The following is a 24,280-nucleotide window of genomic DNA, read 5'->3' as shown; positions in this document are numbered from 1 at the left end:
AATGAATTCTCGGATATCTAAGCGTGCTTAATATCGGTGTGGATGGCAGAAATCTGATTGTACGCCCCACCGGAATAGGGCGTTATATTCTAGAATCGTGCAAATCTCTTATAGAGATGGGGCATAGGTTACATCTTTACTTTCCGAGTCAGCCGCACTCTTATGAAATATTACCGGCCGGTGCGCATGTACATGTGTCTGGATCAAATAATTCTATTTCACGTATTATTTGGGGGTTGTCTAAGGTTGGGCGACTTGCAGGAAATGATAGAGTAGATGTTTTTTGGGGGCCTGCTCATAGGCTGCCGCTTCGTTATTTTACGGCAATGCCAACAGTATTAACAATACATGATCTGGTTTGGCTTGTGGCATCTGATACAATGAGGGCAAGAAATTATTATGCAGAGAAGGCTCTTATGCTGCCAGCTGTTCGAAGTGCAACAAGGATAGTTTCCGTCTCTGAATCGACCCGTAACGATATTATCAAATTCTTTCCAGATATGGCTTATAAAGTTGACCAGGTTTATCCTGGGTGGACCAATACGCTGGCCGATGCTGATTCTACTCAAGGCCCAAGTGCTTTGCCCAGTACACGCTATGGATTGTTCGTAGGTACATTGGAACCGAGGAAGAATCTTTTGAATTTATTGGCAGCGTATGCATTGTTGCCTGAAGAATTAAGGCTCCAGAATGTGCTCATAATTGCAGGTGGACAAGGATGGCGTATGCCGGATCTCAAAAAAGAGATTTCGCGTTTACACCTGTCAGATTGTGTGCAGCTTCGGGGATATGTCACTGACAAAGAATTGGGTGAACTGTATAAACATGCGCGGTTTGTTGCTATGCCCTCTAAATTTGAAGGTTTTGGTTTGCCAATAATTGAAGCCAATAGCTTTGGCGTGCCGGTAATAACTTCCAACCGCTCGTCAATGCCGGAGGTGGTAGGAGCGGCTGGTCTAATCGTTGATCCCGACAATGTGGAATCTATCAGGCATGCTCTGTTAAACATCATGGTTGACGATGATTTGCACTCTTATCTTTGTGGAAAAGCAAAAGAAAACATATCTAGATTCGATTGGAAGAAGTGTGCAGAAGGACTTACAGAAGTCTTTGAGCGTGCTATTTTACAGGGTAATCCCCCCGTCAGATAATGGCTTCAAAAGTAGAATTTTCTCGGGCTTTATGAACGAGGAGATTTTGATGAAGATGAGCAGATTCAGCCAACCGCAAATCCTTGCCATCCTGCGCCAGGCCGAAGATGGCATCCCCGCCGCTTTGAGCCTTAAACCCGGAAAATTCCAGTTCTCTGTGGTCCAAATTCGGGGTGGACCTCACAATGGGCCAGAGCTTACTTCAAAATGGATTATTTCAACCGGGCAAGGTCACTGGCATTGAACCTGAGGATCAAGCCACGCAAGCGATTGAAACGAGACAAGCCAGAGGCGCTCGCCGTCCTTGAAGTGCCGAATATGGTCTGGTCCATGGACTTCATGGCGGATCGCCTTGAGGATGGAAGGCAGTTTCGGCTGCTGAACGTAATGGACGACTTCAATCGCGATGGATTGGGTATTGAGGTGGATTTCTCGCTGCCTGCCGAGCGCGTCATCCGAAGTCTGAACCAGATCATCGAATGGTGCGGTAAGCCCATGACGATAAGGGTGGACAACGGCCTGGAATATGTCAGTGGCAAGCTGATGGAATGGGTGGAGACACGGGGGGCACCTTGAGCTGCATCCAGCCGGGCAAGCCCCAACAGAACGCCTACGTCGAACGCTACAACCGCACGGTTCGACCAACACATCATCGAAAGCATTGAGGAGGCACAAGAGTTTGCCACGCAGTGGCTATGGACCTACAACAATGAACAGCCCAACATGGGCATCGGCGGCATTACACCCGCACAGAAACTGAAAATGGCCGTGTGAATTCTACTGACGAGCCCCGTTAAAACGGGGAGGATTACCAATATCTAATCAGTGGGTGTGGTAATTACTTACGGTTGTAATATGGAATAATTCAATATTGGTAACAAGGTGACTTGAAAATGGCTGTTGCTTTTGGAACATCGGGTCTGCGAGGACCGGCAGTTGACTTTACAGATCAGATTTGTGCCGCCTACGTCGTTGCCTTTCTACAGCATATCGCTCGTGATTATCAATTTAACGATGTCTATGTGGCCGCGGATCTGCGTGAATCCAGCCCTCATGTTGCTGCCTCGTGTCTGGCTGCAATTGAACTAGATGGCAAGAACGCAATCTGGGCTGGCAACGTTCCGACACCGGCGCTTGCTGCCTACGCAATGGCCCGCAATGCACCTGCCATCATGATAACGGGAAGTCATATCCCGGAAGCTTACAATGGTATTAAATTCTATCGTCCTGATGGAGAATTTCTGAAGGATGATGAAGCGCCCGTACGCGGCCTTGCCGAGGAATTGTTGGGCAAGCCTATCGAGAAGAAGCACAACAACACTCCGACACTGCTGACCGATGTGGCAGAAGAATATGTGAATCGCTCCATCAATTCCTTTGGTTCGGACGCGCTGACTGGAATGAAAATCGGTATTGATCTTCATTCCGCTGTTGGGCGTGATCTTCTTGTTCGTATATTTAAAGGGCTTGGAGCGGAGGTTTATCCATTCCGCAGAATGGAAAAGTTCGTCGCCGTCGATACAGAAGCGCTTGATCCGGCGGATTTATTTCGGGCGAGCGCATTCATCGCCGAACATGGACTCGATGCAGTCGTGTCGACAGATGGAGACGGTGATAGGCCTCTGGTCATCGATGATCAGGGAAGGCAGGTAAATGGCGATATACTGGGTATTCTGACGGCTCGATATCTCGGTGCGAAAACAGTCGTAACGCCGCTCAGCACGACGAGCGCGCTGGAGGAAAGCGGCTGGTTCGAGAATATCCACAGAACGCGGATTGGCTCGCCCTATGTCGTGGCCGAAATGGCGCGTGCGGCAGCGCATCCAGTTGTTGGCTTCGAGGCGAATGGCGGTTTTCTACTCGGTGACGATGTGGCGTTGCAGTCTGGCCTATTGCGTCGCCTGCCAACCCGTGATTCCGTTTTGCCTGCTGTGGCTGTTCTGGTGCGGGCGAAAGACCAAGGCGTGCGATTGAGTGAGATGGTCGCGACACTTCCTTCTCGTTTCATGAAAGCCGACAGGGTCAAGGAAGTTCCGGCGGATCGCGCTGCTCCATTTTTGCGCGCTATAGAAACGTCACAATCATTTCGTTCTAGTTTCTCCCCGTTGATTGCCGAGCCGGAATCAATCTCGACTGTCGACGGCGTGCGAATGGCGTTTGCGAATGGCGATACGGTTCATTTCCGACAATCAGGCAATGCGCCGGAAATGCGGATTTATATCGAAACGGATTCCGCGGAGAAAACGGATCGAATGTTGAGCGAATTTATTGCAAAGCTCTCTGAGACGATCTGAATTCATCCGCGAAAGGAAGGCAAAGTGCGTGAAATGTTGATCAGACCGGTAGTTTTGGCAGGCGGAAAAGGTACGAGATTGTGGCCGATGTCGCGCTCGCAACGTCCAAAACAGTTCCTGGCTCTGACTGGCGAACTCAGCCTCTTTCAGATGACGTTGAAACGATTGTCGGACCCGAAGCGTTATTCCAGGCCGATCATCATAACGAACGCCGACTATCGATTTCTGGTGGCGGAACAGGCATTGGAATGCGGTGTCGAGCTTTCGGACGTTGTCCTGGAGCCGGTTGCGCGCAATACCGCCCCGGCGATCGCGGCTGCGGCTTTGATTGCTTCCAAGGATGAGCCGACTCTCATTCATGTCGTGGCATCTGATCACAATATTGAAATGGACGATGCCTATTTCCAGGCTGTTGATACGGCCAGCAATGCTGCTCGCATGGGGCGTCTTGCGACTTTTGGCATTACGCCGACGGAACCGGCGACCGGCTTTGGTTACATCGAAGCAGGCGAGTTGGAAAAAAGCGGAGCCTGCGCGATCAAGCGCTTTGTGGAAAAGCCAAAGGAAGAAGTTGCGCGCGAAATGCTTGCGGCCGGCGGCTTCTACTGGAACTCAGGGATGTTTTTGTTCCGTTCGGACGTCTTCCTTGATGAATGCAGGCATCACGCACCCGCAGTATATGAGGCTGCTGAGGCATCCGTTGCGACTGCACAGCGGGATCTCGATTTTGTGCGTCTGAACAGCGCCGAATTTGAGAAGGCACCGGATATTTCGGTCGACTATGCGATTTTCGAGAAGACAAAGCTCGCTTCTGTTGTCCCGTCACCGATCCACTGGTCGGATCTCGGATCGTGGGATGCTGTCTGGAAGGAAAGCAAACAGGACCCGGCCGGCAACGTTGCTCGCGGACCTGTCAGCCTGCACAACACCAATAATTCGCTGGTCTTGTCTGAAGGCGTTCATGTCGCGGTCAATGGTGTCAATGATTTGACGATTGTGGCCTCGGAAGATGCGCTTTATGTCGGCAAGCTCTCTGAAGCGCAAAGCGTGGGGACGATCGTCAAGGCGTTGATGAAACAGCCCGCCACCGCAAAGCTTGCTGAGGAGCACCGGACCATTTATCGCCCTTGGGGCGGCTACACCCATTTGCTTTCGGGCGATCGGTTCCAGGTAAAGCGTTTGTTCATCAAGCCGGGCAAACAGCTTTCGCTACAGAAGCATCACCATCGTTCAGAGCATTGGGTGGTTGTCCGGGGCGTGGCTGAAATTGTGATTGATGACAAGAGTCTTTTCCTGTCAGAGAACGAATCGACATATATTTCCCAAGGTGCGGTACACCGTGTCTCAAATCCGGGTAAAATTCTGCTTGAACTAATTGAAGTTCAAACTGGAGCTTATCTGGGCGAAGACGATATTGTGCGCTTCGAGGATGATTTCGGACGTGTTTGATCGTGTGATTATTTCAGCATGAAAGCCGTGTAATGAATGAAGTGACACGTAAACTTCAGGCGGAAGTGGAGCGCCTATCGTCGTGGCTCCACAACGACGCGTTGCCCCTTTGGTTGTCGACCGGTGTGGATGCGCCGAATAACGGTTTCTTTGAACGTATTGGACAGGACGGCGTCGCAACCGATGCGGATAATCGTCGTTCTCGCGTGCATCCGAGACAGATCTACTGTTTTGCCAAGGCTGGCGCCATGGGCTGGCAAGGCGAATGGAAGCCGACAGTTGAAGCCGGAATAGACTATTATGATCGCGTCTATCGGCGAGAAGACGGTTTCTACGGTAGTCTTGCCGGTCAAGACGGCGAGATGATCGATCACACTTTCGATCTCTACAATCAGGCTTTTTCCGTTTTTGCGGCCGCTCAGATCGCGGTTTCCATACCGGATCGTTTTGATGAAATGCGCCGGCGAGCGCTCGGTTTGATGAATGCGCTCGTGGCTGATTATCACCACCCTCTCGGTGGCTTTGAGGAAGCCAACCCGCCAAAGCTTCCCTTGTGTTCAAATCCGCACATGCATTTGTTCGAAGCGATGCTTGCCTGGGAGACAGTCGATCCGGAAACGCAGTTCTGGTCGATATATGCCGATGAGATCGCACAGCTTGCCTTAACGAAATTCATCGATGGCAAGACCGGTGCGTTGCGTGAATTCTTCGATCACGATTGGCAACCTTATCCGGGTGACAAGGGGAGGGTGGTCGAACCGGGACATCAGTTCGAATGGTCCTGGCTGATGGGCCAATGGGCGGACCGACGGCAGAATGGCGATGGCATGATGGCCGCCAGGCGTCTATTCCAGATTGCAGTAGATCGTGGTGTGTGTGAGCAACGCAAAGTTGCCATCATGAGCTTGTACGATGATTTTTCGGTTCACGATGGTCTGGCCCGTCTCTGGCCGCAAACCGAATGGATAAAGTCGGCTCTGTTATTTGCTTCTTTGAGCACGGGCGAAGAGCGAGTTTACTACCTGCAATCCGCACTGCGAGCCTTTGACGCCCTACGGCCATTTCTTGAAACGCCGATCAAAGGCTTGTGGTACGACAAGTGGCCGGAAGGTGGCGCGCTTATCGATGAGCCCGCGCCGGCATCGACCTTTTACCATATTCTCTGTGCCTGTTATGAAGCAGAGAAAACAGTATCCGAACTTTAGGCTATCACGACTTTTTGGTTGTCGCCGCTGATGATGACGATCAGATGTGCCGATGATGACGCATCTGTATTGGAGAAACATGCGAGTTCTGCATTTTTTCAAAACCTATTGGCCAGATACATTCGGCGGCATTGAACGAACCATTCATGCGATCGCAAAAGGTGCGGCCGAGCACGGTATCGCGTCGGATGTATTGTCCTTGAGCGCAAAGCCGGAAGAAAACACCCGAAATTTTGATGGGCACATGGCATATAAGGCCAAGCTCGACCTTGAATTTGCATCAACAGGATTGTCGCGCGACGTGTTTTCCCGGTTCCGGGAGTTGAGCAGTCAAGCTGATGTCATTCATTATCATTTCCCCTGGCCCATGAGCGATATCGTGCAGATCGGCGTGCGCCCGGATAAGCCGACTATCGTGACCTATCATTCGGATATCGTTAAGCAGAAACTACTTCTTCAGTTCTACCGCCCCTTGATGAACCGCTTTCTCGGCAGCGTTGACCGGATCGTTGCCACCTCTCCGAATTATCTTGCGACAAGCGATGTCTTGCAGCGGTTCGCCGATAAAACGACGGTCATTCCACTTGGCTTGGACGAGGCTGATTATCCTGCTGCCGACGCCGCAACCAAGGTGCGCTGGCGCGAGCGGTTTCCGCGCCCTTTCTTTCTCTTCGTCGGCGTGCTGCGCTATTATAAAGGGTTAAGAACGCTACTGGCCGCAGCACGCACTTCCGATATTGATATTGTCATTGTCGGGGATGGGCCTATGAAACCTCAGCTCATCGCGTATGCGAATGAGCATGATCTGTCGCACGTTCATTTCGTCGGCGCGCTGCCGGATACGGACAAGACTGCGCTTCTGGAGTTGAGTTCCGGGCTGGTTTTTCCGTCGCATCTGCGTTCGGAAGCCTTTGGGCTGTCGCTGGTGGAGGCCTCCATGTTTGGCAAGCCGATGATCTCGTGTGAAATCGGTACCGGTACGAGTTATGTCAATCTGAACGGACAAACCGGAATTGTGGTGCCGCCGCAGAACCCGGAAGCGCTATCGGCTGCAATACGAAGCATTGCACACGACACGGAGCAGGCCAGAATTTTTGGAATGAATGCACGGGCGCGATATATCGAGCATTTCACGGCTGATAAAATGGCGCTAGAATATGTGAAAAATTATACCTCGCTGGTGCAGTGACAAGAGGTTGTCACTGTTATGCGGACCAGATTTACTGGCGCCGTTTTCAATACCTCGTACCTTCATGATGATGAAGTTAGTAATGGAGCGTAGATGAAAGGCATTATCCTGGCCGGTGGCAGTGGTACGCGTCTTTATCCCCTGACGATAGCCGTTTCGAAGCAGCTTCTTCCGATCTATGATAAGCCGATGATCTATTACCCGTTGAGCGTGTTGATGCTGGCGGGGATCAGGGATGTTCTGGTTATCTCGACACCGCACGATCTGCCGCTTTTCCGCAAGTTGCTCGGAGATGGCAGTGAGTTCGGCATGAACTTTTCATTCGCTGAACAACCGCAACCAAACGGTCTGGCGGAAGCCTTCATCATCGGTCGTCAATTTATCGGTAACGATCATGTCGCGATGATCCTCGGCGACAATATCTATTTCGGCGACGGCCTGTCCCAGCTGTGCGAAAGTGCTGCTCGTCTCGATAAGGGGGGCGCTGTCTTCGCCTATCGGGTTGAAGACCCGCAGCGCTATGGTGTGGTTGAGTTTGAAAAGACAACCGGTAAGGCAATCTCCATTGAGGAAAAGCCGATCAAGCCGAAATCCTCCTGGGCGGTTACGGGGCTGTATTTTTACGACAATGATGTCGTTGATATTGCCGCTTCGCTCAAGCCTTCCGCGCGCGGCGAACTGGAGATTACAGCCATCAACAATATCTATCTCCAGCGGGGTGATCTGACCGTCCAGCAGTTGGGGCGGGGCTATGCCTGGCTTGATACCGGAACGCACGACAGTCTTCAGGACGCGTCGTCTTTTGTGCGCACAATCGAGAAGCGACAAGGCATCAAGATTGCCTGTCCCGAGGAAATCGGCTTTGAAAAAGGCTGGATTGATGGAGATGCCGTTCTCGAACGGGCGGAAAAACTTGGTCAGACCGAATATGCCGCCTATCTGCGTCGCCGCGTCGAGGAAATCGGTAGCGAAAGATGATGGTTCGGCGATTGGAGTTTGATGGTCTTCTGGAGATCACCCCGCGGAAATTCGGTGATGACCGCGGCTTTTTCTCCGAGACGTACAATGCGAAATCATTCGCTGAAGCCGGGATTGATCTGACTTTCGTTCAGGACAATCATTCGTTCTCGGCCGCCAGGGGTGTTGTTCGCGGGCTTCATTATCAGTTGCCGCCATTTGCGCAGGACAAGCTGGTGCGTGTTACGCGCGGTGCAATTCTCGATGTTGCGGTCGATATCCGCAAAAGCTCGCCAACATTCGGGAAGTGGGTTGCGTTGGAAGTCTCGGCTCAAAAATGGAACCAGATTCTGGTGCCGAAGGGTTTTGCACATGGCTTCATGACGCTCGTGGAAAATACCGAAGTCATCTACAAGGTGACGAATTATTATTCTCCCGAGCACGACCGCTCGATCCGGTTTGATGACCCCGCCATTGGTATCGATTGGCCTCTTCCATCTTCAGGCGCCCAGCTTTCCGACAAGGATCGGAAGGCTCCGCTTTTTGCTGACGCAGAAGTTTTTGCTTGAGGAAATGATATGAATATTCTCGTTACCGGCGGCGCAGGATTCATTGGTTCAGCGGTCTGTCGCCATCTGGCTGCTGATCCCAAGATCAATGTTGTCAATCTCGATAAACTGACCTATGCGGGCAATCTGGCGTCTCTTCGCCAGATCGAAAACCATCCGAATTACAGCTTTCTTCACGCCGACATTTGCGACGACGCAACCGTTCTGGAAGCTTTGCGTGCCCACGAAATCGATGTGGTCATGCATCTGGCGGCGGAAAGCCATGTCGACCGTTCGATCGATGGTCCGGGTGCATTCATCGAGACGAATATCGTCGGAACCTTCCGCCTGCTCAATGCGGCGCTTGCCTATTGGCGGGAACTGCCGGAGCCGCGCAAATCGAGCTTCCGTTTCCACCATATTTCGACGGATGAGGTGTTTGGCGATCTGCCTTTCGATAGCGGCATTTTTACCGAAGAAACGCCATATCAGCCGTCCTCGCCCTATTCGGCTTCGAAAGCTGCATCCGATCATCTGGTGCGTGCCTGGCATGAAACCTATGGCCTGCCGGTGGTGCTTACCAATTGCTCGAACAATTATGGACCGTTCCATTTCCCGGAGAAGCTGATTCCGCTCGTCATTCTCAATGCGCTCGATGAAAAGCCGCTGCCGGTTTATGGGGCAGGGGTGAATGTGCGAGACTGGCTCTATGTCGAGGATCATGCGCGTGCCCTGGCACTGGTCGCGACGACAGGCAAGCTCGGCGAAAGCTACAATATCGGCGGGCGCGCAGAGCGCACCAATCTGAATGTGGTGGAAACGATCTGCGCTATCCTCGACAAGAAGCGGCCTCGCGCAAACGGCAACAGCTATGCCGATCTGATAAGTTTCGTGACAGACCGCCCCGGCCACGACCGCCGCTATGCGATTGACGCTTCGAAGATCGAACGTGAACTGGGCTGGAAGCCGCAGGAAACCTTCGAGACGGGATTGGAAAAAACCATTCAATGGTATCTCGATAATGCATGGTGGTGGGAGCCGATCCGCAGCCGCACCTATGCGGGCGAGCGTCTGGGCAGCACGTCGGCGAAAGAGGTCAAGGCATGAAAATCCTCGTCACCGGGCGGGAGGGGCAGGTTGTCCAAAGCCTTCTTGAGAAGGCGGCTCAGCGTTCCGATCTGGAATTGATTGCGTTGGGTCGCCCGGAACTCGATCTGGCAAAGCCGGAAACCGTCCGCTGTGCCATTGAGGCGACCAAGCCGGAGCTTGTTGTCTCCGCCGCCGCCTACACGGCGGTGGACCTGGCCGAGGATGAGCCGAAACTTGCCTTTGCGGTGAATGCCACTGGCGCCGAAGCGGTTGCCGAAGCCGCAAAGAGCTGCGGTGTTCCCGTCATCCATCTGTCCACGGATTATGTTTTTGCGGGCGACGCAGACGAACCCTATGTCGAAACAGATGCCACCGGGCCCCGCAGCGTCTATGGAAGCTCCAAGCTTGAAGGCGAGCGTCTGGTTGCGCAAGCCAATCCGCAGCACATCATTTTGCGGACGGCGTGGGTCTATAGCCCCTTTGGCAAGAATTTCGTCAAGACGATGCTGAAGCTTGCGGAGACGCGCGATGCGCTCTCTGTCGTTTCCGACCAATGGGGCAACCCGACCAGTGCGCTTGATATCGCCGATGCGATTATCCGGGTGGCGGATCATCTGGCGGCCACGCCGGACTTTTCCGCTTATGGTGTCTATCATCTGGTGGGCACGGGCGACACGAACTGGAGCGGCTTTGCACGCGCCATATTCGATGAAAGCGCCAGACTTGGCGGGCCAGCGGCGACCGTCACGGATATTACGACAGCCGATTATCCAACCAAGGCGGCACGCCCTGCCAACTCACGCCTGTCAACCGCGAAATTCGAGAAGGTGTTCGCCTGGTCGGCACCGCAATGGCAATCGTCATTACGCGATGTGGTGGCCAGACTTGTATAGCTTTCCAGCCGAAGAGGCGCAAAACGGCAATTGTTAACACAGACTGCGTTAACAATTTGAAATTGCCTGCCTATAAGGATTATCACCAGCAATAAGGTGCATCGGGTTGCACCATTGTGGGGATGATAGTTCTCAGGTTCACGTTATAAGATGGCAACATTTTTGAGCGGGGCGCGCTTGCGGGCGGCGTCTCTTCGATACTGGAAAAAGAGCGGGCGGAAAGCATGAGCGGCACATCCCTTAAATTTGGCACAAGCGGTCTTAGGGGATTGGCGGATGAACTGAATGGTTTGCCCGCTTATGCCTATTGCCTTGCCTTTGTCAGGATGTTGTCTGATGCCGGGAAATTGCGGGCAGGCGACAGGGTCTTCGTCGGGCGTGACCTTCGCCCCTCCAGCCCGGCCATTGCAGCATTGTGCATGGCGGCAATCGAGGATGCAGGCTTTCAGCCGGTCGATTGCGGTGTGTTGCCCACGCCCGCATTGAGCCACTATGCGATCTCGCAGCATGCGCCTAGCATCATGGTCACGGGCAGCCATATTCCCGACGACCGCAACGGGCTCAAATTCTACCGCGCCGATGGGGAAATCGACAAGAATGACGAGAGCGCCATCAGCGCCGCCTATGCCGCTCTGCCTGAAAATATCGCCTTTCGTCATCGGCACGATGCGCCGCTCGGCAGTGATGCAATCGACCTCTATGTGCGGCGTTATGTTGGCTTTCTGGGGCTTGAGAGCCTTCAGGGCTTGCGGGTAGGGGTCTATCAGCACTCGTCCGTGGCACGTGATCTCATCATGCGCATCCTGACCGGGCTTGGTGCGGAAGCCGTATCGCTTGGCCGGTCCGATGTGTTCGTGCCTGTCGACACGGAAGCCCTGCGCGCCGAGGATATCGACCTTCTCGGCCAGTGGGCCAGGGAAAGCCGCTTCGACGCCATTGTTTCCACCGATGGCGATGCCGACCGGCCATTGATCGCAGACGAGAAAGGGCATTTCGTCCGTGGCGATCTGGTGGGGGCGATCACCGCGAAATGGCTCGGTGTCGAAACCATCGTGACGCCGGTGACGTCCAATTCCGCTCTTGAAGAGCATTTCGAGCGTGTTGTCAGAACCCGCGTAGGGTCGCCCTATGTCATTGAGGGTATGGAGCGGGCAATCGCGGAGGGCGTGCGGGCGGTTGTCGGGTTTGAGGCCAATGGCGGCGTGTTGCTAGGCACGGATGTCAGCCGGGGCGGGCGCCTGTTGAGCGCCCTGCCGACGCGTGATGCCTTGCTGCCAATTCTGGGGTGTCTCGGTTCCATCAAGGAGCTTGGCAAGCCCTTGTCAGAAATCGCGGCCCGCTTTCATTTCCGTTTCGCGCTGAGCGACAGGCTCCAGAATATCCCGCAGGAAAAGAGCCTTGCATTTCTATCCGTGCTGAAGAACGAAACGGAGCGCAATGCGCTGTTTCACCGGGATGATCCGATCATCCGAACCGAGACGATTGACGGCGTGAAACTCTTTTTCCATTCAGGCAATGCAATTCACTACCGCGCTTCCGGAAATGCGCCGGAATTGCGATGCTATGTGGAAGCCTCAGACGAGAGCCAGGCGGAAACGCTTCTGGAAACGGGACTTGCCATCGCCCGCAACGCAACGAAGGACAACTGAGCAATGAGCTTTATTCCTGTCATTATCAGCGGCGGTTCCGGGTCCAGATTGTGGCCGCTTTCGCGCGATGCGCACCCGAAGCCGTTCATCGAGCTGCCCGATGGCAGCACCCTGATCGGCAAGACCTACAAACGCGCGGCAAAGCTCGACGGCGTGGATCACATCCTCACGGTCACCAATCGCGACTTCCTGTTCCTGACGCTCGATGCCTATGCCGATGCAAAGGCGCCTACCGTGGATAACGCATTTCTGCTGGAGCCGCTCGGACGCGATACGGCGCCTGCCGTCGCGGTTGCGGCCCTGCATGCGGCTGCGACTTACGGCCCGGATGCCACATTGCTTGTCATGCCCGCCGACCACCTGATCGAGGATGAGGCCGCATTTGCCGAGGCTGTATCAAAAGCCCGCCTGCTGGCCGAAACCGGGCGGATCGTCACTTTCGGCATCGTGCCCGACCACCCGGAAACCGGCTTCGGCTATATCGAGACTGAAGGCACGGACGTGCTGCGCTTCGTCGAAAAGCCCGACGCTGCGACGGCGCAGGCCTATGTGGAAAGCGGCCGGTACTTCTGGAATTCCGGCATGTTCTGTTTCACTGCCGGAACCATGCTCGAAGCGATGCAGCGCTTTGCGCCGGATATTGTCAACGCCGTGCAGGCTTCGCTCGAACATGCCCGGCGCGGCGTCAACGGCGAAACCGGGACGATCGAAATCGCAAAGGACGATTTTGCGGCGGCTCCGGCCATTTCCATCGATTATGCGATCATGGAGAAGGCCGACAATATTGCCTGCATTCCGGTGTCCTGCGGCTGGTCCGATATCGGTTCCTGGGCGGCGATGGCCGATCTCATCACGCCCGATGAAGACGGCAACCGCCTGCGCGGCGAAACGGTGATCGAAGACACGACCGACAGTTTTGTCCTGTCCGAAACGCGCCTGGTCAGCCTTGTCGGCGTTCACGATCTTCTTGTCGTGGACACGCCAGACGCGCTGCTTGTCGCCCATCGCGACAAGGCGCAGGACGTGCGCAAAGTCTTCAACAGGCTGCGGGCGAACGGCCATGAGGCGGCCAAGCTGCACCGCACGGCTCACCGGCCATGGGGCACCTATACGGTTCTCGAAGAAGGCGATGGCTTCAAGATCAAGCGGATCGAGGTGAAGCCGGGACAACGCCTGAGCTTGCAGGCGCATCATCACCGGTCCGAACACTGGATCGTCGTTTCCGGCACCGCGAAAGTCACCAATGGCGACCGCGAGATCCTGCTCACAACCAACCAGTCGACCTATATTCCCTGCGGTTTCCGCCACCGGCTGGAAAATCCCGGCATTTTGCCGCTCGTGCTCATCGAGGTGCAAAGCGGCGAATATCTGGGTGAAGATGATATTGTGCGTTTCGATGACGTCTATGGGCGCACGTAAATCGGCCTGACGGGCAGGATGGCGGGAGAAAACGGCGCAAGCCAGCATTTATTCGGGAACCATTCGCGGTTGCCGGTGTTTGCCCTAACATGTCCAGCAAGGAACAGGACCCGGCGACCGATCTGATCGGCATGCCGGTCATCGACTTTCAAAAACACGCCCTTTTCTTCGATGTGGACGGAACCCTGCTCGATATCGCCGCCGATCCCGACGGTGTTATCGTTCCCGCAGCCTTGCAAACATCGCTGTCAATTCTTTCCGACCGTTTGTCCGGCGCAATGGCGCTGGTCACGGGGCGGGCGGTCGCGTTCATCGAGGAACGCTTTCCCGATTATCGCGGCCCGGTCGCCGCGCTGCATGGCGCGGAGTTTCGGCACGCCTCGGGACTGGTTGAATTGATCGAGCCGGACGAGCATTTCCTGATCGCCAGGGATTTTCTGCGCCAAGCCGCCCTTCGCGTCAGCGGTTTTATCGCAGAAGACAAGGGCAGCGCTGTCGCGCTGCATTATCGCGCCGCGCCGGAAAAGGCCGATCTGGCGCGTGATCTTGTCGGCAAGGCGTTGAAACTGGCCGGGCCGGGCTGGATCGTGCAGCCGGGCAGGATGGTTTTCGAGCTGCGGCCCGCCGTCAGCGACAAGGGCGCGGCCCTGCGGCGCTTCATGGGGGAAAAGCCCTTTGCCGGCAGGGTGCCCATCGCCTTTGGCGACGATCTCACCGATCTGCCGATGCTGGAGGCCGCGGCAGAATTGAACGGCAAGGCAGTGGTGATCGGGCGCGCGATTGATCCTGGCCGTGCCGCGCGACTTGGCAATCCGGCTGAATTGCGGCTTTGGCTTTGCGGGATCGTCGGAAAACAGCACACGAAAGGAATTGATGCATGGGACGGCTGATCGTGGTCTCCAACCGTGTTCCCTTGCCCGACGAACAGGGCAAGGCGCCGGCGGGCGGGCTGGCCGTGGCGTTGCAGGCGGCGCTCAAGGAAAGGGGCGGCATATGGCTCGGCTGGTCCGGCAAGACCCTTCCCAACGGCCAGATGCAGGCGCTGGCCATCAAGGATGCCGGCCCGATACGCTATGCGCTGCTCGATCTCCACAAGAAGGATATCGATGAATATTATGCGGGCTTCGCCAACCGCATGCTGTGGCCGCTCTGCCATTACCGGCTGGACCTGATCGATTACACGCGCAAGGACATGGCGGGATATTTCCGCGTCAACCGCCTGTTTGCAAAGCATCTTTTGCCGATGATCGAACCGGATGACGTGATCTGGATTCACGATTACCATCTCATTCCGCTGGCGGCGGAACTGCGCAATCTGGGGGTCGCCAACCGCATCGGCTTTTTCCTGCATATTCCCTGGCCGCCGGCCGATATCCTGTTCACGCTGCCGGTGCACGAGACCATCATGCGCGGCCTTGCCTCTTATGATGTCGTCGGCTTTCAGACGGAAAACGATGTCGATAATTTCATCGGCTGCCTGCGGCGCGAAAAAATCGGCAGGCCACTCAACGATGATGGCCTGTTCGAGGCTTTCGGCCATCAGTTTCGTGTCGAACGTTTCGGTATCGGCATCGAGACCGCCGCCTTCGCCGAAATCGCGGCAAAGGCACAGCGCCATGCGACGGTGAAGCGCATGCGCGACAGCATGCTGGACCGCGATCTTGTCATCGGTGTCGACCGGCTGGATTATTCCAAGGGCATCACCAACCGCATGGAGGCTTTCGAGCATTTCCTGAAAATCGATCCCGGCAATCGCGGCAAGGTCACATTCTTGCAGGTGACGCCGAAATCCCGCTCCGAAGTGCCGGAATATAAGGACATGCAGCGCGCGGTAGCCGAACTTGCCGGGCGGGTGAACGGGGCCAATGCCACGGTGGACTGGACGCCGATACGTTATATCAACCGCTCCCTGAACCGGGAGGTGCTGGCGGGGCTTTACCGGTTGGCTGCTGTGGGGCTGGTGACGCCGTTGCGCGACGGCATGAACCTCGTCGCCAAGGAATATGTTGCAGCCCAGGACCCTGAAAATCCGGGCGTGCTGGTCCTGTCCCGCTTTGCCGGCGCCGCGCAGGAGCTGGACGGCGCGCTTCTGGTCAATCCCTATGATGCGGAAGCGATGGCCCATGCCATGGCCCGCGCGCTTGCCATGCCGGTTGCGGAACGCAGGGAGCGGTTTGACGCCATGATGGGTTTTTTGACCACCCATGACGTCAATCGCTGGTGTGATGATTTCCTGAGCCGCCTCTCTCCCGCCTGACGGGCAGGGTTACGGCTTGATGATGCCGACTTTGGCGGCTTCCTCGGTCAGATGGATCGTATAGGAGAAAGCGGCAGGGTCGGATGCAAGCAGGGGGGCGCCCATGGATCTGGCATCTTTCGGCGACATGCCGAAGCGGGCCTTGAAGGCCTTGGTGAATTGCGTGCCGTCATGAAAGCCGCACCGATAGGCGATTTCCTTGAAGGATACCGGTTTGCCGTGCTGGCTGACGAGGATGCGATAGGCGCGATCCAGCCGCTTGTCGCGGATGACCTTGGCAACGCCGCCATCCATGTCGAATGCGCGATAGAGATGCGAGCGGGAAACGCGGAAATTCTGTATGATCGAATGCGGCCCAAGCAGCGGATTGGACAGGTTGTCGTCAATATAGGCGAGGATGCGCTTGCGCATCGGCAGGTTGATTGGAAGGCTTTCCACGGGCCCGCCTTCACTGCCCGCAATGCCCGCGCCAAGCAGGGTCAGCATCGCTTCCTGCGCGGAATGGGCCTCCGTCATGTTCAGTTCACCGCTGACGGCCTGAAGCCCGCGGAGATAATCGAAGAGAAGGCGCGTGATGGGATTGCTCGCGCGCATCACCAGCCCATGCAGGTTGCGCCAGCCCACGATCTTTTCCAGCTCGTCCCGTGGGATGATGACCGTTATGCGCGATCCGCCATCGGCGCGGCTGCTGAGTGTCTGGGTGAGATCGATGACGACAATGTCGCCCTGGCTGGCAACGACATCGACGCCGTTGAAATTGCCCTGGAGGTCGCCGCCGGTGATGACCTGCAGCAGATAATGATTGAGCCCGCCCTGGGCGATGATTTTGGGCGTGCGGGCATAATTCTGCGTGTTGAAGGTGGTGGTGCCGATCTGAATGGAACCCAGCATGCGGGCGGCAATCGTTCCTTCAAACAGATAGTCGCGATTGTCCTTGTCGACCGGGATTTCATACATGGGCTTGAGGACAGCGCGCCAGAAATCGTTGCGCAGCTTATCCTCCACCATGTCAGTTGAAATTGATGTCTCGATCGCCATTCCAGCACCATAAGACCCAGTATTGACACGCTCATATGCAAATTCATTCATGCTCACAAAATCAACAAGCTGTTAGACGGTCGTGATGCTTGCAATCAGTTGTGGACACTATATTGGAGGCGCATTATTATTGGGTGAAAATAGATTTGTCGACATAGTACAAAAAAATTTATATGTAGGGAATGTTTTGTAGGGAATTCCATTTGTTGCTTATTGACGCATGTGTTTGGCTTTTATTTGACGTATATTAGAGGTTACTAATATTAAAGACCCGGTTCCATAAGCCGCCATGCCGGCCTGCAAATGGCGTTTTGTCTCAGTTCCGGTGCTCATGTAACGTTCTCGGGCGCATCGGCCTATCCGAAAAGCCTGCAATTTTTCAGGACCATGCTCGGAGCCACGTTGCGCTCCGCTATTCGAAATTCACATTTTCGCGCACATAAGTCGCTTTTTGGTTCAGGCACTAAATTGGGATTGAGCCGGTTTTTAAACGGTTTATGGTACAACTTATATTTGAAAAAGTGATTGATATGAAATTATTTTGTGCTGTTGCGGCGCTGGCCGCGCTTGCTTGCACGGCAAGCGCGTTGGCTGCGGGACTGGATGCAAATTTCGGGGTGGAGTGCCGGACCGTTCCCATGCAGGGGACGGGGCCGTCGGATATGGCGACCTCCAATGCGATGCGCCCGTCAACCAGGGGAGCGCGGCCGTCCTGGGCGATGCCCCTGTCCAACTCGCCCTCGCGTTCCGTCGGCGGGCGGTCCAATCGCGCTGTCACCTATCCGCAGGCAGCGCCGTCGCCGCAGCTTTTCCGCTATGAGTGCGGCTCGCGGTCCGCGCAGCCGAATTTTGCTCCGCAGACCGGTTACGGCGGTCAGTAGGGGCTGTCGACCTTGCCCATCTCGACATAGACGGTCTTGATCTGGCTGTAATGGGCAAGGGCGGCAATGCCGTTTTCGCGTCCGATGCCCGATTGCTTGTAGCCGCCGAAAGGCACTTCCACCGGTGTCAGATTATAGGCGTTGATCCAGCATGTCCCGGCCTTGATCTGGCCGATCACGCGATGACCGCGCGCAAGATCGGCGGTGAACACGCCTGCCGCCAGGCCGAATTCGGTATTGTTGGCGCGGGCGATCACCTCGTCTTCGTCGGAAAATTCGAGCACGCTCATCACCGGCCCGAAGATCTCCTCGCGCGCGATGGTCATCCCGTCCGTGACATCGGTAAAGACGGTCGGCTCGATGAAATAGCCCTTGTCGAAGCCTTGCAGCTTCGGCACGCCGCCGCCGCAGGCAAGTGTCGCGCCTTCTGCCTTGCCCTTTTCGATATAGGAGAGAACCTTGTCGCGCTGGGCTGCATTGACAAGCGGGCCCATCTGGGTTGCCTCATCCATCGGATCGCCGATGCGGATTTTCCGCGTGCGTTCAACCAGCCGCTCGACAAAGCGCTCGCGGATAGTCTTGTGAACGAAGACGCGCGTGCCGTTCGAGCAGACCTGACCGGTCGAATAGAAATTGCCGAGCATCGCGCCGCCGATGGCGCTTTCCAGGTCGGCATCGTCGAAGACGATGAGCGGCGACTTGCCGCCAAGCTCCATGGTGACATGTTTCAGATGTTCGCCCGCCTGCGCCATGATGCGCTTGGCCGTAGGCACTGAACCCGTCAGCGAAACCTTTGCCGTCAGGCGATGATTGACAAGCGCGGCACCCACATCGCCAAAGCCCTGCACGACATTGAACAAGCCATCCGGCAAGCCCGCTTCCTTGTAGGCTTCGGCCAGTGCAAGCGCTGAAAGCGGCGTGTTTTCGGACGGCTTGAAGATGAAGGCATTGCCCATGGCGAGCGCCGGCGCCGATTTCCACGCCGCGATCTGGATCGGATAGTTCCACGCGCCGATGCCCACACAGATGCCGAGCGCTTCGCGGCGCGTATAGGCGAACGAACCGCCAAGCTCCACGAACTCGCCGTTGAAGCCGGAAATGATGCCGCCGAAAAACTCCAGCGCATCGGCTGCCGACGCTGCATCCGCGACCAGCGTTTCCTGAAGCGCCTTGCCGGTATCGAGCGTTTCGAGCTTGGAGAGTTTCCTGTTCTTCTCGCGAAGAATCTCTGCCGTGCGGCGCAGGATGCGCCCGCGCTCAACCGGTTTCAAGGCTGCCCATTCGCCCTGCGCCTTCAGCGCCGCCGCGTAAGCGGCTTCGATCACGCCGGGCGTCGCGGAATGGAGCCTGGCGATTTCGTCGCCGGTCGCCGGATAGATGACCGGCAGCGGCTTGCCCGCCTTGTCTTCCACGAATGCACCGCCAATGAAGTGCGAGGCCTTGGGTTGTACTTTCATTGTTGTTTCCTTGTTTAAGGCAGTAGGGCAGTAAGGCAGTAGGGCAGTATGTTTTTAAGCGCAGGGAACACGAGCCAACATATTGCCCTACTGCCTTACTGCCCTATTCCCCTGGACCGCGTCAGCGGTCTGCCTCCCTCCACCGCGGATTGATCCACGGCTCCTGATTGGAGCGGGCGAGCGGCGTGCGGCCGAGAATGTGGTCGGAGGCCTTTTCACCCACCATGATCGACGGGCCGTTGAGATTGCCGTTGGGGATGCGCGGGAAGATGGATGAATCCGCAACGCGCAAACCCTCGACGCCGATCACGCGGCATTCAGCATCGACCACGGCCATCGGATCGTCAACCGCACCCATCTTGCACGTGCCGCAGGGATGAAAGGCGCTTTCGACATGCTCGCGGATGAAATTGTCGATTTCATCGTCGGTTTGTATATGCGCGCCGGGCTGGATTTCCGCGCCGCGATAGGCGTCGAATGCTTTCTGTCCGAAGATTTCCCGCGTCAGCCGCACGCAATGGCGGAAATCCGCCCAATCGTCCTCATGCGACATGTAATTGAACCGGATGACAGGCTTTTCACGCGGATTGGCCGAGCGAAGCGTCACGCTGCCGCGGGATTTCGACCGCATCGGGCCGACATGGGCCTGAAAGCCATGCGATTGCGCCGCAGCCTTGCCGTCATAGCGGATGGCGACCGGCAGGAAGTGATACTGGATGTCGGGATATTCCACGCCCGCCTTTGAGCGCACGAAAGCAGCGGATTCGAAATGGTTCGTCGCGCCGTCGCCCGTCTTGAAGAACAGCCATTCCGCGCCGATCTTGGCTTTCGAGAACAGGTTCAGCTTGGAATAGAGCGTGATGGGCTGCGTGCATTCCTGCTGGATATAGACCTCCAGATGGTCCTGCAGGTTCTGGCCGACGCCGGGACGATCCGCCACCACGTCGATGCCGTGTTGTTTCAGTTGTTCGGCCGGTCCGATGCCGGAAAGCATGAGAAGCTTGGGCGAATTGATCGATGAAGCGGCAATGATGACCTCGCGCCGCGCGCGGATGGTCGAGAAGCTGCGGCCCGCTTCGATTTCCACGCCGACGGCGTGCTTTCCTTCCAGCACGATCTTGCGCGCCAGACCCTTGACCAGCTTGACATTCGGGCGTTTGAGCGCAGGCTTCAGATAGGCATTGGCGGCAGACCAGCGACGACCGTTGTGGATCGTCTGTTCCATCGGGCCAAAGCCTTCCTGCTTCTCGCCATTATAATCTTCGGTGACTTCAAAACCCGCCTGCTGGCCCGCCTCGACAAAGGCATGGAACAGCGGATTGTCGCGCTTGCCGCGCTGCACATAAAGCGGGCCGTTGGTGCCGCGCCAGCCTTCCTGCCCGCCTTGCGAATTTTCCATCCGCTTGAAATAGGGCAGCACATCGGCATAGGCCCATCCGCGCGCGCCGCTTTCCGACCAATGGTCGTAATCGCGCGCATGGCCGCGCACATAGACCATGCCGTTGATGGACGACGAGCCGCCCAGCACCTTGCCGCGCGGGGTGACAAGGCTGCGCCCGCCAATATGCGGCTCCGGCTCGGTGGAGAATCCCCAGTCATAGGTCTCCATGTTCATGGGGAAGGAGAGGGCGGCAGGCATCTGGATCAGCGGACCGACATCGGGGACGCCATATTCGATGACGATCACCGAATAACGCCCGTCTTCCGAGAGACGGTAGGCCATGGCCGATCCGGCGGAACCGGAGCCGATGATGACGAAATCTGCTTCCATGCTCAATTCTTCCCCGCAAGCTGAACTGCGATATAGTCTTCCACCAGCGCGATGGCCGAGGCGGCATCGGGCGCGTCGGCGCCAAGCGCGTGACGGATATAAAGGCCGTCGATCATGGCGCCCGCCCCCTCGGCGATGCGGTGGGCGTTGGCGCGGCTTGTGAGCTGCTCCAGCGCGAAAACCAGGTTGGAATGAAGGCGGCGCGCATAGATGCGCAAAAGCCGCTTCGTGTCTTCCGACTGCTGGGCGTGGACATAGAAGGTCAGCCAGGCTGCAATCGTTTCCTGCGCGAATTGCGATGCGGAAAAATTGACCGCGATGATCGCGGCGATGCGCTCGCGCGGTGTCGCGGCCTGTTTCACCGCCGCGTTGAGATCGTGGCCCAATTCGCGCAGCAGGTGGCGCATGGTGGCGAGAATGAGCTTGTCCTTGCCGCCGAAATAATGATGCGCGAGCGCGGGCGAAACGCCTGCCTCATGGGCGATCTGCGCAACGGTCACATCCAGCGAGCCGCGCTGGCCGATGGTGCGGATGGCGGCATCGATCAACTCGCGCCGCCGCAAGGGTTCCATCCCGATCTTGGGCATGATTTTGGTCCGTTCTCAGGCAAATTATGGGGCAGTTTAACGTTGATTGACTCATCAATCAATAAAAACTGGATATGCAAATCATGCATTTACCCCGTCCTGCATGCTGGCGGAGCCTGTCGCAGGCGGGCTTGCGGGAGCAGCGCCCACCGCCTACATTCAACTGATGAGCAGAGCATTCACCAAAGAACAGGATGATGCGCCGACCGATCTCGGCGAGCGTCCGGTCAGCCCGCACCGCAATCTCGTCACGCCCGCCGGCCTGAAGATGATCGAGGACGAGATCGCACGGCTGCAACATGAACTGGCGGACGCCAATGTCGCGGGCGAACGTTCGGCGATTGCGCGCATTTCGCGCGATCTGCGCTATTGGACGGCGCGGCGCGAAAATGCCGAGCTTTCGGTGCCTGATCCCGCCAGCGATGTGGTGCGCTTCGGCATGACGGTGGAGTTGGAAAATCTGGATGACGGCAAAACCCGCCGCTGGACAATCGTGGGCGAGGACGAGGCCGATCCGTCAAGCGGCAGGATTTCCCACGTCGCGCCGGTGGCGATCCTGCTGTTCGGCAAGCCGGTCGGCGATATCGTCAAGATCAACAATGTCGAATGGGAAATCGTGTCGCTGAAAGGGCTTTAACCTTCTATGGCGACGGCATGATCGCGGAAGAACGCCGCCGCGCCCGCTTCATCGATTTCGCTGGTCGAAACCATCAGGACAAGCTGGATGACGTCTTCCTGTTCAGCTTCAAGACTGTAGCCGTTGAAATAAAGAAAAAGGTCGGCGGCAGCCAGTCCCGTTCTCTTGTTGCCGTCCACGAAAGGATGGTTTTTCAGCACTCCGAACAGATAGGCTGCTGCCAGGTCGAAAATATCGGGATCGCCATAGGCTTCCTTTTGCAAGGGGCGCGCCAGTGCCGAATCCAGCAAGCCTGAATCGCGAATGCCGGCTGCGCCGCCGTGCAGGCGCAATTGCTCTTGATGCAGAGCCTCTATGAAAGACCGCGAATGAAAGTCGATCATTGCGCGAGCACGCGATAGGCGGTCTCGTATTTTTTCATCCGCTCGCGGGCAATCTTCATCTTCTGCTCGAAGACTTCGGGCGCTTCGGTGCTTTTGGTCAGCCGCAGCCCATCCTTGTCTGTCGTCAGGATCAAAGTGTCGCCGGTTTGGACATTCAACTGCTCCAGCACTTCCTTGGGCAGGATCACTCCGTCGGAATTGCCGATCTTGCGCAGGGTTACGTTCATGGCTTTTCTCCTATGTTATAACCCATGATATAACATAGTGCGCCTTGCTTGTCACGACTGGCTACAGCCAGCCCTTGCGGCGGAAATAATAGAGCGGCAGCAGGGCGGAAGCGACCATCATGCCAAGCGCCATCGGATAGCCCCAGGGCGAATTCAGTTCCGGCATGAAGGAGAAGTTCATGCCATAGATGGAAGCCACCAGCGTCGGCGGCATGAAGCCGACCGCCGCCACGGAAAATATCTTGATGATGGCGTTCTGCTCCACCGAAATCAGCCCGACGATCGTATCGAGCAGGAATGTGACCTTGTTGGCCAGAAAATCGACATAGGCGGTCAGCGATTGGGTGTCGCGCTCCAGCGATTTGATCCAGCTGCGCGTTTCCTTCTTGCCGGATGCGGGATTGCTGGTGGCCGACAGATAGACCAGCATGCGGCTGATGCCCGCCAGACTTTCCCGCATGCGCGAAAGAAAGGTTCCCTGTCCGCCGATCTGGGTCAGGATATGGCGAAAGTCCTGCGTCGTCATCGGGCGGGCTTTCGGCTGGCGGCGATAGATGGAGTGCGAGGCCGCATCGATCTTGCCCGCCACCCCTTCCAGAATATCGGCAAGCCGGTTGGTCGTGGCCTCGGTGATGCCGAGCATGATCGAAAGGCCGGAGCATTTGGATGAGGTCAGTCCGTTGCCCGGTTTTGTGGCGCGCAGAATATAGGTGCTGAAGGATTTCGGGTTGGCGTAGCGCACGGTGATCAGCCGCGGGCCGTGCAGGATGAAGGTGACCGGCGCAAGCTCGCGATGGTCGAGATCGACCGCGTGCAGGATCGGGACGGTCAGATATTGCGCGCCGGTTTCCATGTAGAACCGGCTCGATTCCTCGATTTCGGTCATGTCCTCGCGCGTGGGGATCGAAATGCCTGTCCAGGCCTCGACGATGCTGTCTTCATTGACGGCGGGAGCAATCAGGTCGATCCAGATCACATTGTCGGGCAGGGGGCTGCCGGGCGCGACCTCCACCGCTTCAAGATGGTCTCCGGAAAGGCTGTAGGTTGTAATCATGCTGGCACCTGAAGTCTGGCCTGAAATCTGGCTTGAAATATAGGATGTCTATTGTCGGATCGCGTAAAGGCACTTTGCGCGAAAATTGTTAACGGAATGCGGCAGTGGTTTCCAGCCCGCGCGGCGGTTGACAGGCCTGTTCCGC

At 56.4% G+C, this 24,280-nt stretch carries 22 protein-coding genes and 2 pseudogenes; 17 read left to right on the top strand and 7 right to left on the bottom strand.

Annotated features, from left to right (window positions below):
• Nucleotides 1-23 precede the first annotated feature (23 nt).
• From AVM02_RS13540 to otsA, 15 genes and pseudogenes are all read left to right on the top strand, one after another.
• Complete coding sequence (locus AVM02_RS13540; RefSeq protein ID WP_411507449.1) at nucleotides 24-1,151, top strand: glycosyltransferase family 4 protein; 1,128 nt, start codon at nucleotides 24-26, stop codon at nucleotides 1,149-1,151.
• 49 nt (nucleotides 1,152-1,200) lie between these two features.
• Entirely contained in the window at nucleotides 1,201-1,395 is a 195-nt protein-coding gene (locus tag AVM02_RS13535) for a hypothetical protein (protein WP_411507448.1), read from the top strand.
• A pseudogene (locus tag AVM02_RS13530) lies at nucleotides 1,380-1,925 on the top strand (DDE-type integrase/transposase/recombinase); the annotation flags it as partial. The gene AVM02_RS13535 and the pseudogene AVM02_RS13530, both read left to right, overlap by 16 nt.
• A 119-nt stretch (nucleotides 1,926-2,044) precedes the next feature.
• Nucleotides 2,045-3,435: pseudogene (locus AVM02_RS13525) on the top strand (phosphomannomutase).
• A 34-nt stretch (nucleotides 3,436-3,469) separates the two neighbouring features.
• Nucleotides 3,470-4,894, top strand: coding sequence for a mannose-1-phosphate guanylyltransferase/mannose-6-phosphate isomerase (locus AVM02_RS13520; protein ID WP_411507447.1), 1,425 nt, complete (start codon nucleotides 3,470-3,472; stop codon nucleotides 4,892-4,894).
• Between the two features lie 32 nt (nucleotides 4,895-4,926).
• Nucleotides 4,927-6,099, top strand: a complete 1,173-nt coding sequence (locus AVM02_RS13515) for an AGE family epimerase/isomerase (protein ID WP_411507446.1) — start codon at nucleotides 4,927-4,929, stop codon at nucleotides 6,097-6,099.
• A gap of 79 nt (nucleotides 6,100-6,178) precedes the next feature.
• Nucleotides 6,179-7,288 (top strand): glycosyltransferase family 4 protein, encoded by a 1,110-nt coding sequence (locus AVM02_RS13510; RefSeq protein ID WP_411507472.1) that lies wholly within the window; start codon nucleotides 6,179-6,181, stop codon nucleotides 7,286-7,288.
• Nucleotides 7,289-7,381: 93 nt separating this feature from the next.
• Nucleotides 7,382-8,266, top strand: a complete 885-nt coding sequence (rfbA, locus tag AVM02_RS13505; protein WP_411507445.1) for a glucose-1-phosphate thymidylyltransferase RfbA — start codon at nucleotides 7,382-7,384, stop codon at nucleotides 8,264-8,266.
• Nucleotides 8,263-8,814, top strand: coding sequence for a dTDP-4-dehydrorhamnose 3,5-epimerase (gene rfbC / locus AVM02_RS13500; RefSeq protein WP_411507444.1), 552 nt, complete (start codon nucleotides 8,263-8,265; stop codon nucleotides 8,812-8,814). Before rfbA ends, rfbC begins: the two co-directional genes overlap by 4 nt.
• 9 nt (nucleotides 8,815-8,823) lie before the next feature.
• Nucleotides 8,824-9,900 (top strand): dTDP-glucose 4,6-dehydratase, encoded by a 1,077-nt coding sequence (gene rfbB, locus AVM02_RS13495; RefSeq protein ID WP_411507443.1) that lies wholly within the window; start codon nucleotides 8,824-8,826, stop codon nucleotides 9,898-9,900.
• Nucleotides 9,897-10,775, top strand: coding sequence for a dTDP-4-dehydrorhamnose reductase (gene rfbD, locus AVM02_RS13490; protein ID WP_411507442.1), 879 nt, complete (start codon nucleotides 9,897-9,899; stop codon nucleotides 10,773-10,775). The genes rfbB and rfbD overlap by 4 nt, the downstream gene beginning before the upstream one ends.
• 224 nt (nucleotides 10,776-10,999) lie before the next feature.
• Nucleotides 11,000-12,424 (top strand): phosphomannomutase, encoded by a 1,425-nt coding sequence (locus AVM02_RS13485; protein WP_411507441.1) that lies wholly within the window; start codon nucleotides 11,000-11,002, stop codon nucleotides 12,422-12,424.
• Between the two features lie 3 nt (nucleotides 12,425-12,427).
• Nucleotides 12,428-13,843, top strand: coding sequence for a mannose-1-phosphate guanylyltransferase/mannose-6-phosphate isomerase (locus AVM02_RS13480; RefSeq protein WP_411507440.1), 1,416 nt, complete (start codon nucleotides 12,428-12,430; stop codon nucleotides 13,841-13,843).
• An 89-nt stretch (nucleotides 13,844-13,932) separates the two neighbouring features.
• Nucleotides 13,933-14,733 carry a trehalose-phosphatase gene (gene otsB, locus AVM02_RS13475; RefSeq protein WP_411507439.1) on the top strand — a complete coding sequence of 267 codons (801 nt, stop codon included), beginning with the start codon at nucleotides 13,933-13,935 and terminating at the stop codon, nucleotides 14,731-14,733.
• The gene (otsA, locus tag AVM02_RS13470) at nucleotides 14,721-16,100 is read left to right on the top strand and encodes an alpha,alpha-trehalose-phosphate synthase (UDP-forming) (protein ID WP_411507438.1); all 1,380 of its coding nucleotides are present in this window, start codon (nucleotides 14,721-14,723) and stop codon (nucleotides 16,098-16,100) included. Before otsB ends, otsA begins: the two co-directional genes overlap by 13 nt.
• 9 nt (nucleotides 16,101-16,109) lie before the next feature.
• Here the strand turns inward: otsA and AVM02_RS13465 are convergent, their stop codons facing one another.
• On the bottom strand, nucleotides 16,110-17,138 hold the full coding sequence (locus AVM02_RS13465; RefSeq protein WP_411507437.1) for a helix-turn-helix domain-containing protein: 1,029 nt from the start codon (nucleotides 17,136-17,138) through the stop codon (nucleotides 16,110-16,112).
• Nucleotides 17,139-17,668: 530 nt separating this feature from the next.
• Between AVM02_RS13465 and AVM02_RS13460 the strand changes: the two genes are divergently transcribed.
• On the top strand, nucleotides 17,669-18,019 hold the full coding sequence (locus AVM02_RS13460; protein WP_411507436.1) for a hypothetical protein: 351 nt from the start codon (nucleotides 17,669-17,671) through the stop codon (nucleotides 18,017-18,019).
• On the opposite strand, the gene betB is transcribed toward AVM02_RS13460, so the two are convergent.
• From betB to betI, 3 genes are all read right to left on the bottom strand, one after another.
• The gene (gene betB / locus AVM02_RS13455; RefSeq protein ID WP_411507435.1) at nucleotides 18,013-19,476 is read right to left on the bottom strand and encodes a betaine-aldehyde dehydrogenase; all 1,464 of its coding nucleotides are present in this window, start codon (nucleotides 19,474-19,476) and stop codon (nucleotides 18,013-18,015) included. The genes AVM02_RS13460 and betB overlap by 7 nt on opposite strands.
• 121 nt (nucleotides 19,477-19,597) lie before the next feature.
• Nucleotides 19,598-21,247: a choline dehydrogenase gene (gene betA, locus AVM02_RS13450; protein WP_411507434.1), complete on the bottom strand. Its 1,650-nt coding sequence runs from the start codon at nucleotides 21,245-21,247 to the stop codon at nucleotides 19,598-19,600.
• 2 nt (nucleotides 21,248-21,249) lie between these two features.
• Complete coding sequence (gene betI, locus AVM02_RS13445; protein ID WP_411507433.1) at nucleotides 21,250-21,834, bottom strand: transcriptional regulator BetI; 585 nt, start codon at nucleotides 21,832-21,834, stop codon at nucleotides 21,250-21,252.
• Nucleotides 21,835-22,000: 166 nt separating this feature from the next.
• Here betI and AVM02_RS13440 point away from each other — a divergent pair, with 166 nt between their 5' ends.
• Nucleotides 22,001-22,471, top strand: coding sequence for a GreA/GreB family elongation factor (locus tag AVM02_RS13440; protein WP_411507432.1), 471 nt, complete (start codon nucleotides 22,001-22,003; stop codon nucleotides 22,469-22,471).
• Here the strand turns inward: AVM02_RS13440 and AVM02_RS13435 are convergent.
• The 3 genes from AVM02_RS13435 to AVM02_RS13425 form a co-directional block, all read right to left on the bottom strand.
• A complete protein-coding gene (locus AVM02_RS13435; protein ID WP_411507431.1) occupies nucleotides 22,468-22,854 on the bottom strand; it encodes a type II toxin-antitoxin system death-on-curing family toxin in 387 nt (128 codons plus the stop codon). The genes AVM02_RS13440 and AVM02_RS13435 overlap by 4 nt on opposite strands.
• The gene (locus AVM02_RS13430; protein ID WP_411507430.1) at nucleotides 22,851-23,081 is read right to left on the bottom strand and encodes an AbrB/MazE/SpoVT family DNA-binding domain-containing protein; all 231 of its coding nucleotides are present in this window, start codon (nucleotides 23,079-23,081) and stop codon (nucleotides 22,851-22,853) included. Before AVM02_RS13430 ends, AVM02_RS13435 begins: the two co-directional genes overlap by 4 nt.
• A 61-nt stretch (nucleotides 23,082-23,142) precedes the next feature.
• Nucleotides 23,143-24,135: a magnesium transporter CorA family protein gene (locus AVM02_RS13425; protein ID WP_411507429.1), complete on the bottom strand. Its 993-nt coding sequence runs from the start codon at nucleotides 24,133-24,135 to the stop codon at nucleotides 23,143-23,145.
• Nucleotides 24,136-24,280 lie beyond the last annotated feature (145 nt).

The sequence above is a fragment of the Brucella anthropi genome (assembly GCF_046630315.1).
GTDB lineage: Bacteria > Pseudomonadota > Alphaproteobacteria > Rhizobiales > Rhizobiaceae > Brucella > Brucella anthropi_A.
This window is presented reverse-complemented; position numbering and strand designations above follow the sequence as displayed.

Coding starts and splice junctions, on each gene's coding strand:
- AVM02_RS13535 (WP_411507448.1), top strand. CDS start 1,201: ATGAAGATGAGCAGATTCAGCCAACCGCAAATCCTTGCCATCCTGCGC.
- AVM02_RS13515 (WP_411507446.1), top strand. CDS start 4,927: ATGAATGAAGTGACACGTAAACTTCAGGCGGAAGTGGAGCGCCTATCG.
- AVM02_RS13510 (WP_411507472.1), top strand. CDS start 6,179: ATGCGAGTTCTGCATTTTTTCAAAACCTATTGGCCAGATACATTCGGC.
- rfbA (WP_411507445.1), top strand. CDS start 7,382: ATGAAAGGCATTATCCTGGCCGGTGGCAGTGGTACGCGTCTTTATCCC.
- rfbC (WP_411507444.1), top strand. CDS start 8,263: ATGATGGTTCGGCGATTGGAGTTTGATGGTCTTCTGGAGATCACCCCG.
- rfbB (WP_411507443.1), top strand. CDS start 8,824: ATGAATATTCTCGTTACCGGCGGCGCAGGATTCATTGGTTCAGCGGTC.
- rfbD (WP_411507442.1), top strand. CDS start 9,897: ATGAAAATCCTCGTCACCGGGCGGGAGGGGCAGGTTGTCCAAAGCCTT.
- AVM02_RS13485 (WP_411507441.1), top strand. CDS start 11,000: ATGAGCGGCACATCCCTTAAATTTGGCACAAGCGGTCTTAGGGGATTG.
- AVM02_RS13480 (WP_411507440.1), top strand. CDS start 12,428: ATGAGCTTTATTCCTGTCATTATCAGCGGCGGTTCCGGGTCCAGATTG.
- otsB (WP_411507439.1), top strand. CDS start 13,933: ATGTCCAGCAAGGAACAGGACCCGGCGACCGATCTGATCGGCATGCCG.
- otsA (WP_411507438.1), top strand. CDS start 14,721: ATGGGACGGCTGATCGTGGTCTCCAACCGTGTTCCCTTGCCCGACGAA.
- AVM02_RS13465 (WP_411507437.1), bottom strand. CDS start 17,138: ATGGCGATCGAGACATCAATTTCAACTGACATGGTGGAGGATAAGCTG.
- AVM02_RS13460 (WP_411507436.1), top strand. CDS start 17,669: ATGAAATTATTTTGTGCTGTTGCGGCGCTGGCCGCGCTTGCTTGCACG.
- betB (WP_411507435.1), bottom strand. CDS start 19,476: ATGAAAGTACAACCCAAGGCCTCGCACTTCATTGGCGGTGCATTCGTG.
- betA (WP_411507434.1), bottom strand. CDS start 21,247: ATGGAAGCAGATTTCGTCATCATCGGCTCCGGTTCCGCCGGATCGGCC.
- betI (WP_411507433.1), bottom strand. CDS start 21,834: ATGCCCAAGATCGGGATGGAACCCTTGCGGCGGCGCGAGTTGATCGAT.
- AVM02_RS13440 (WP_411507432.1), top strand. CDS start 22,001: ATGAGCAGAGCATTCACCAAAGAACAGGATGATGCGCCGACCGATCTC.
- AVM02_RS13435 (WP_411507431.1), bottom strand. CDS start 22,854: ATGATCGACTTTCATTCGCGGTCTTTCATAGAGGCTCTGCATCAAGAG.
- AVM02_RS13430 (WP_411507430.1), bottom strand. CDS start 23,081: ATGAACGTAACCCTGCGCAAGATCGGCAATTCCGACGGAGTGATCCTG.
- AVM02_RS13425 (WP_411507429.1), bottom strand. CDS start 24,135: ATGATTACAACCTACAGCCTTTCCGGAGACCATCTTGAAGCGGTGGAG.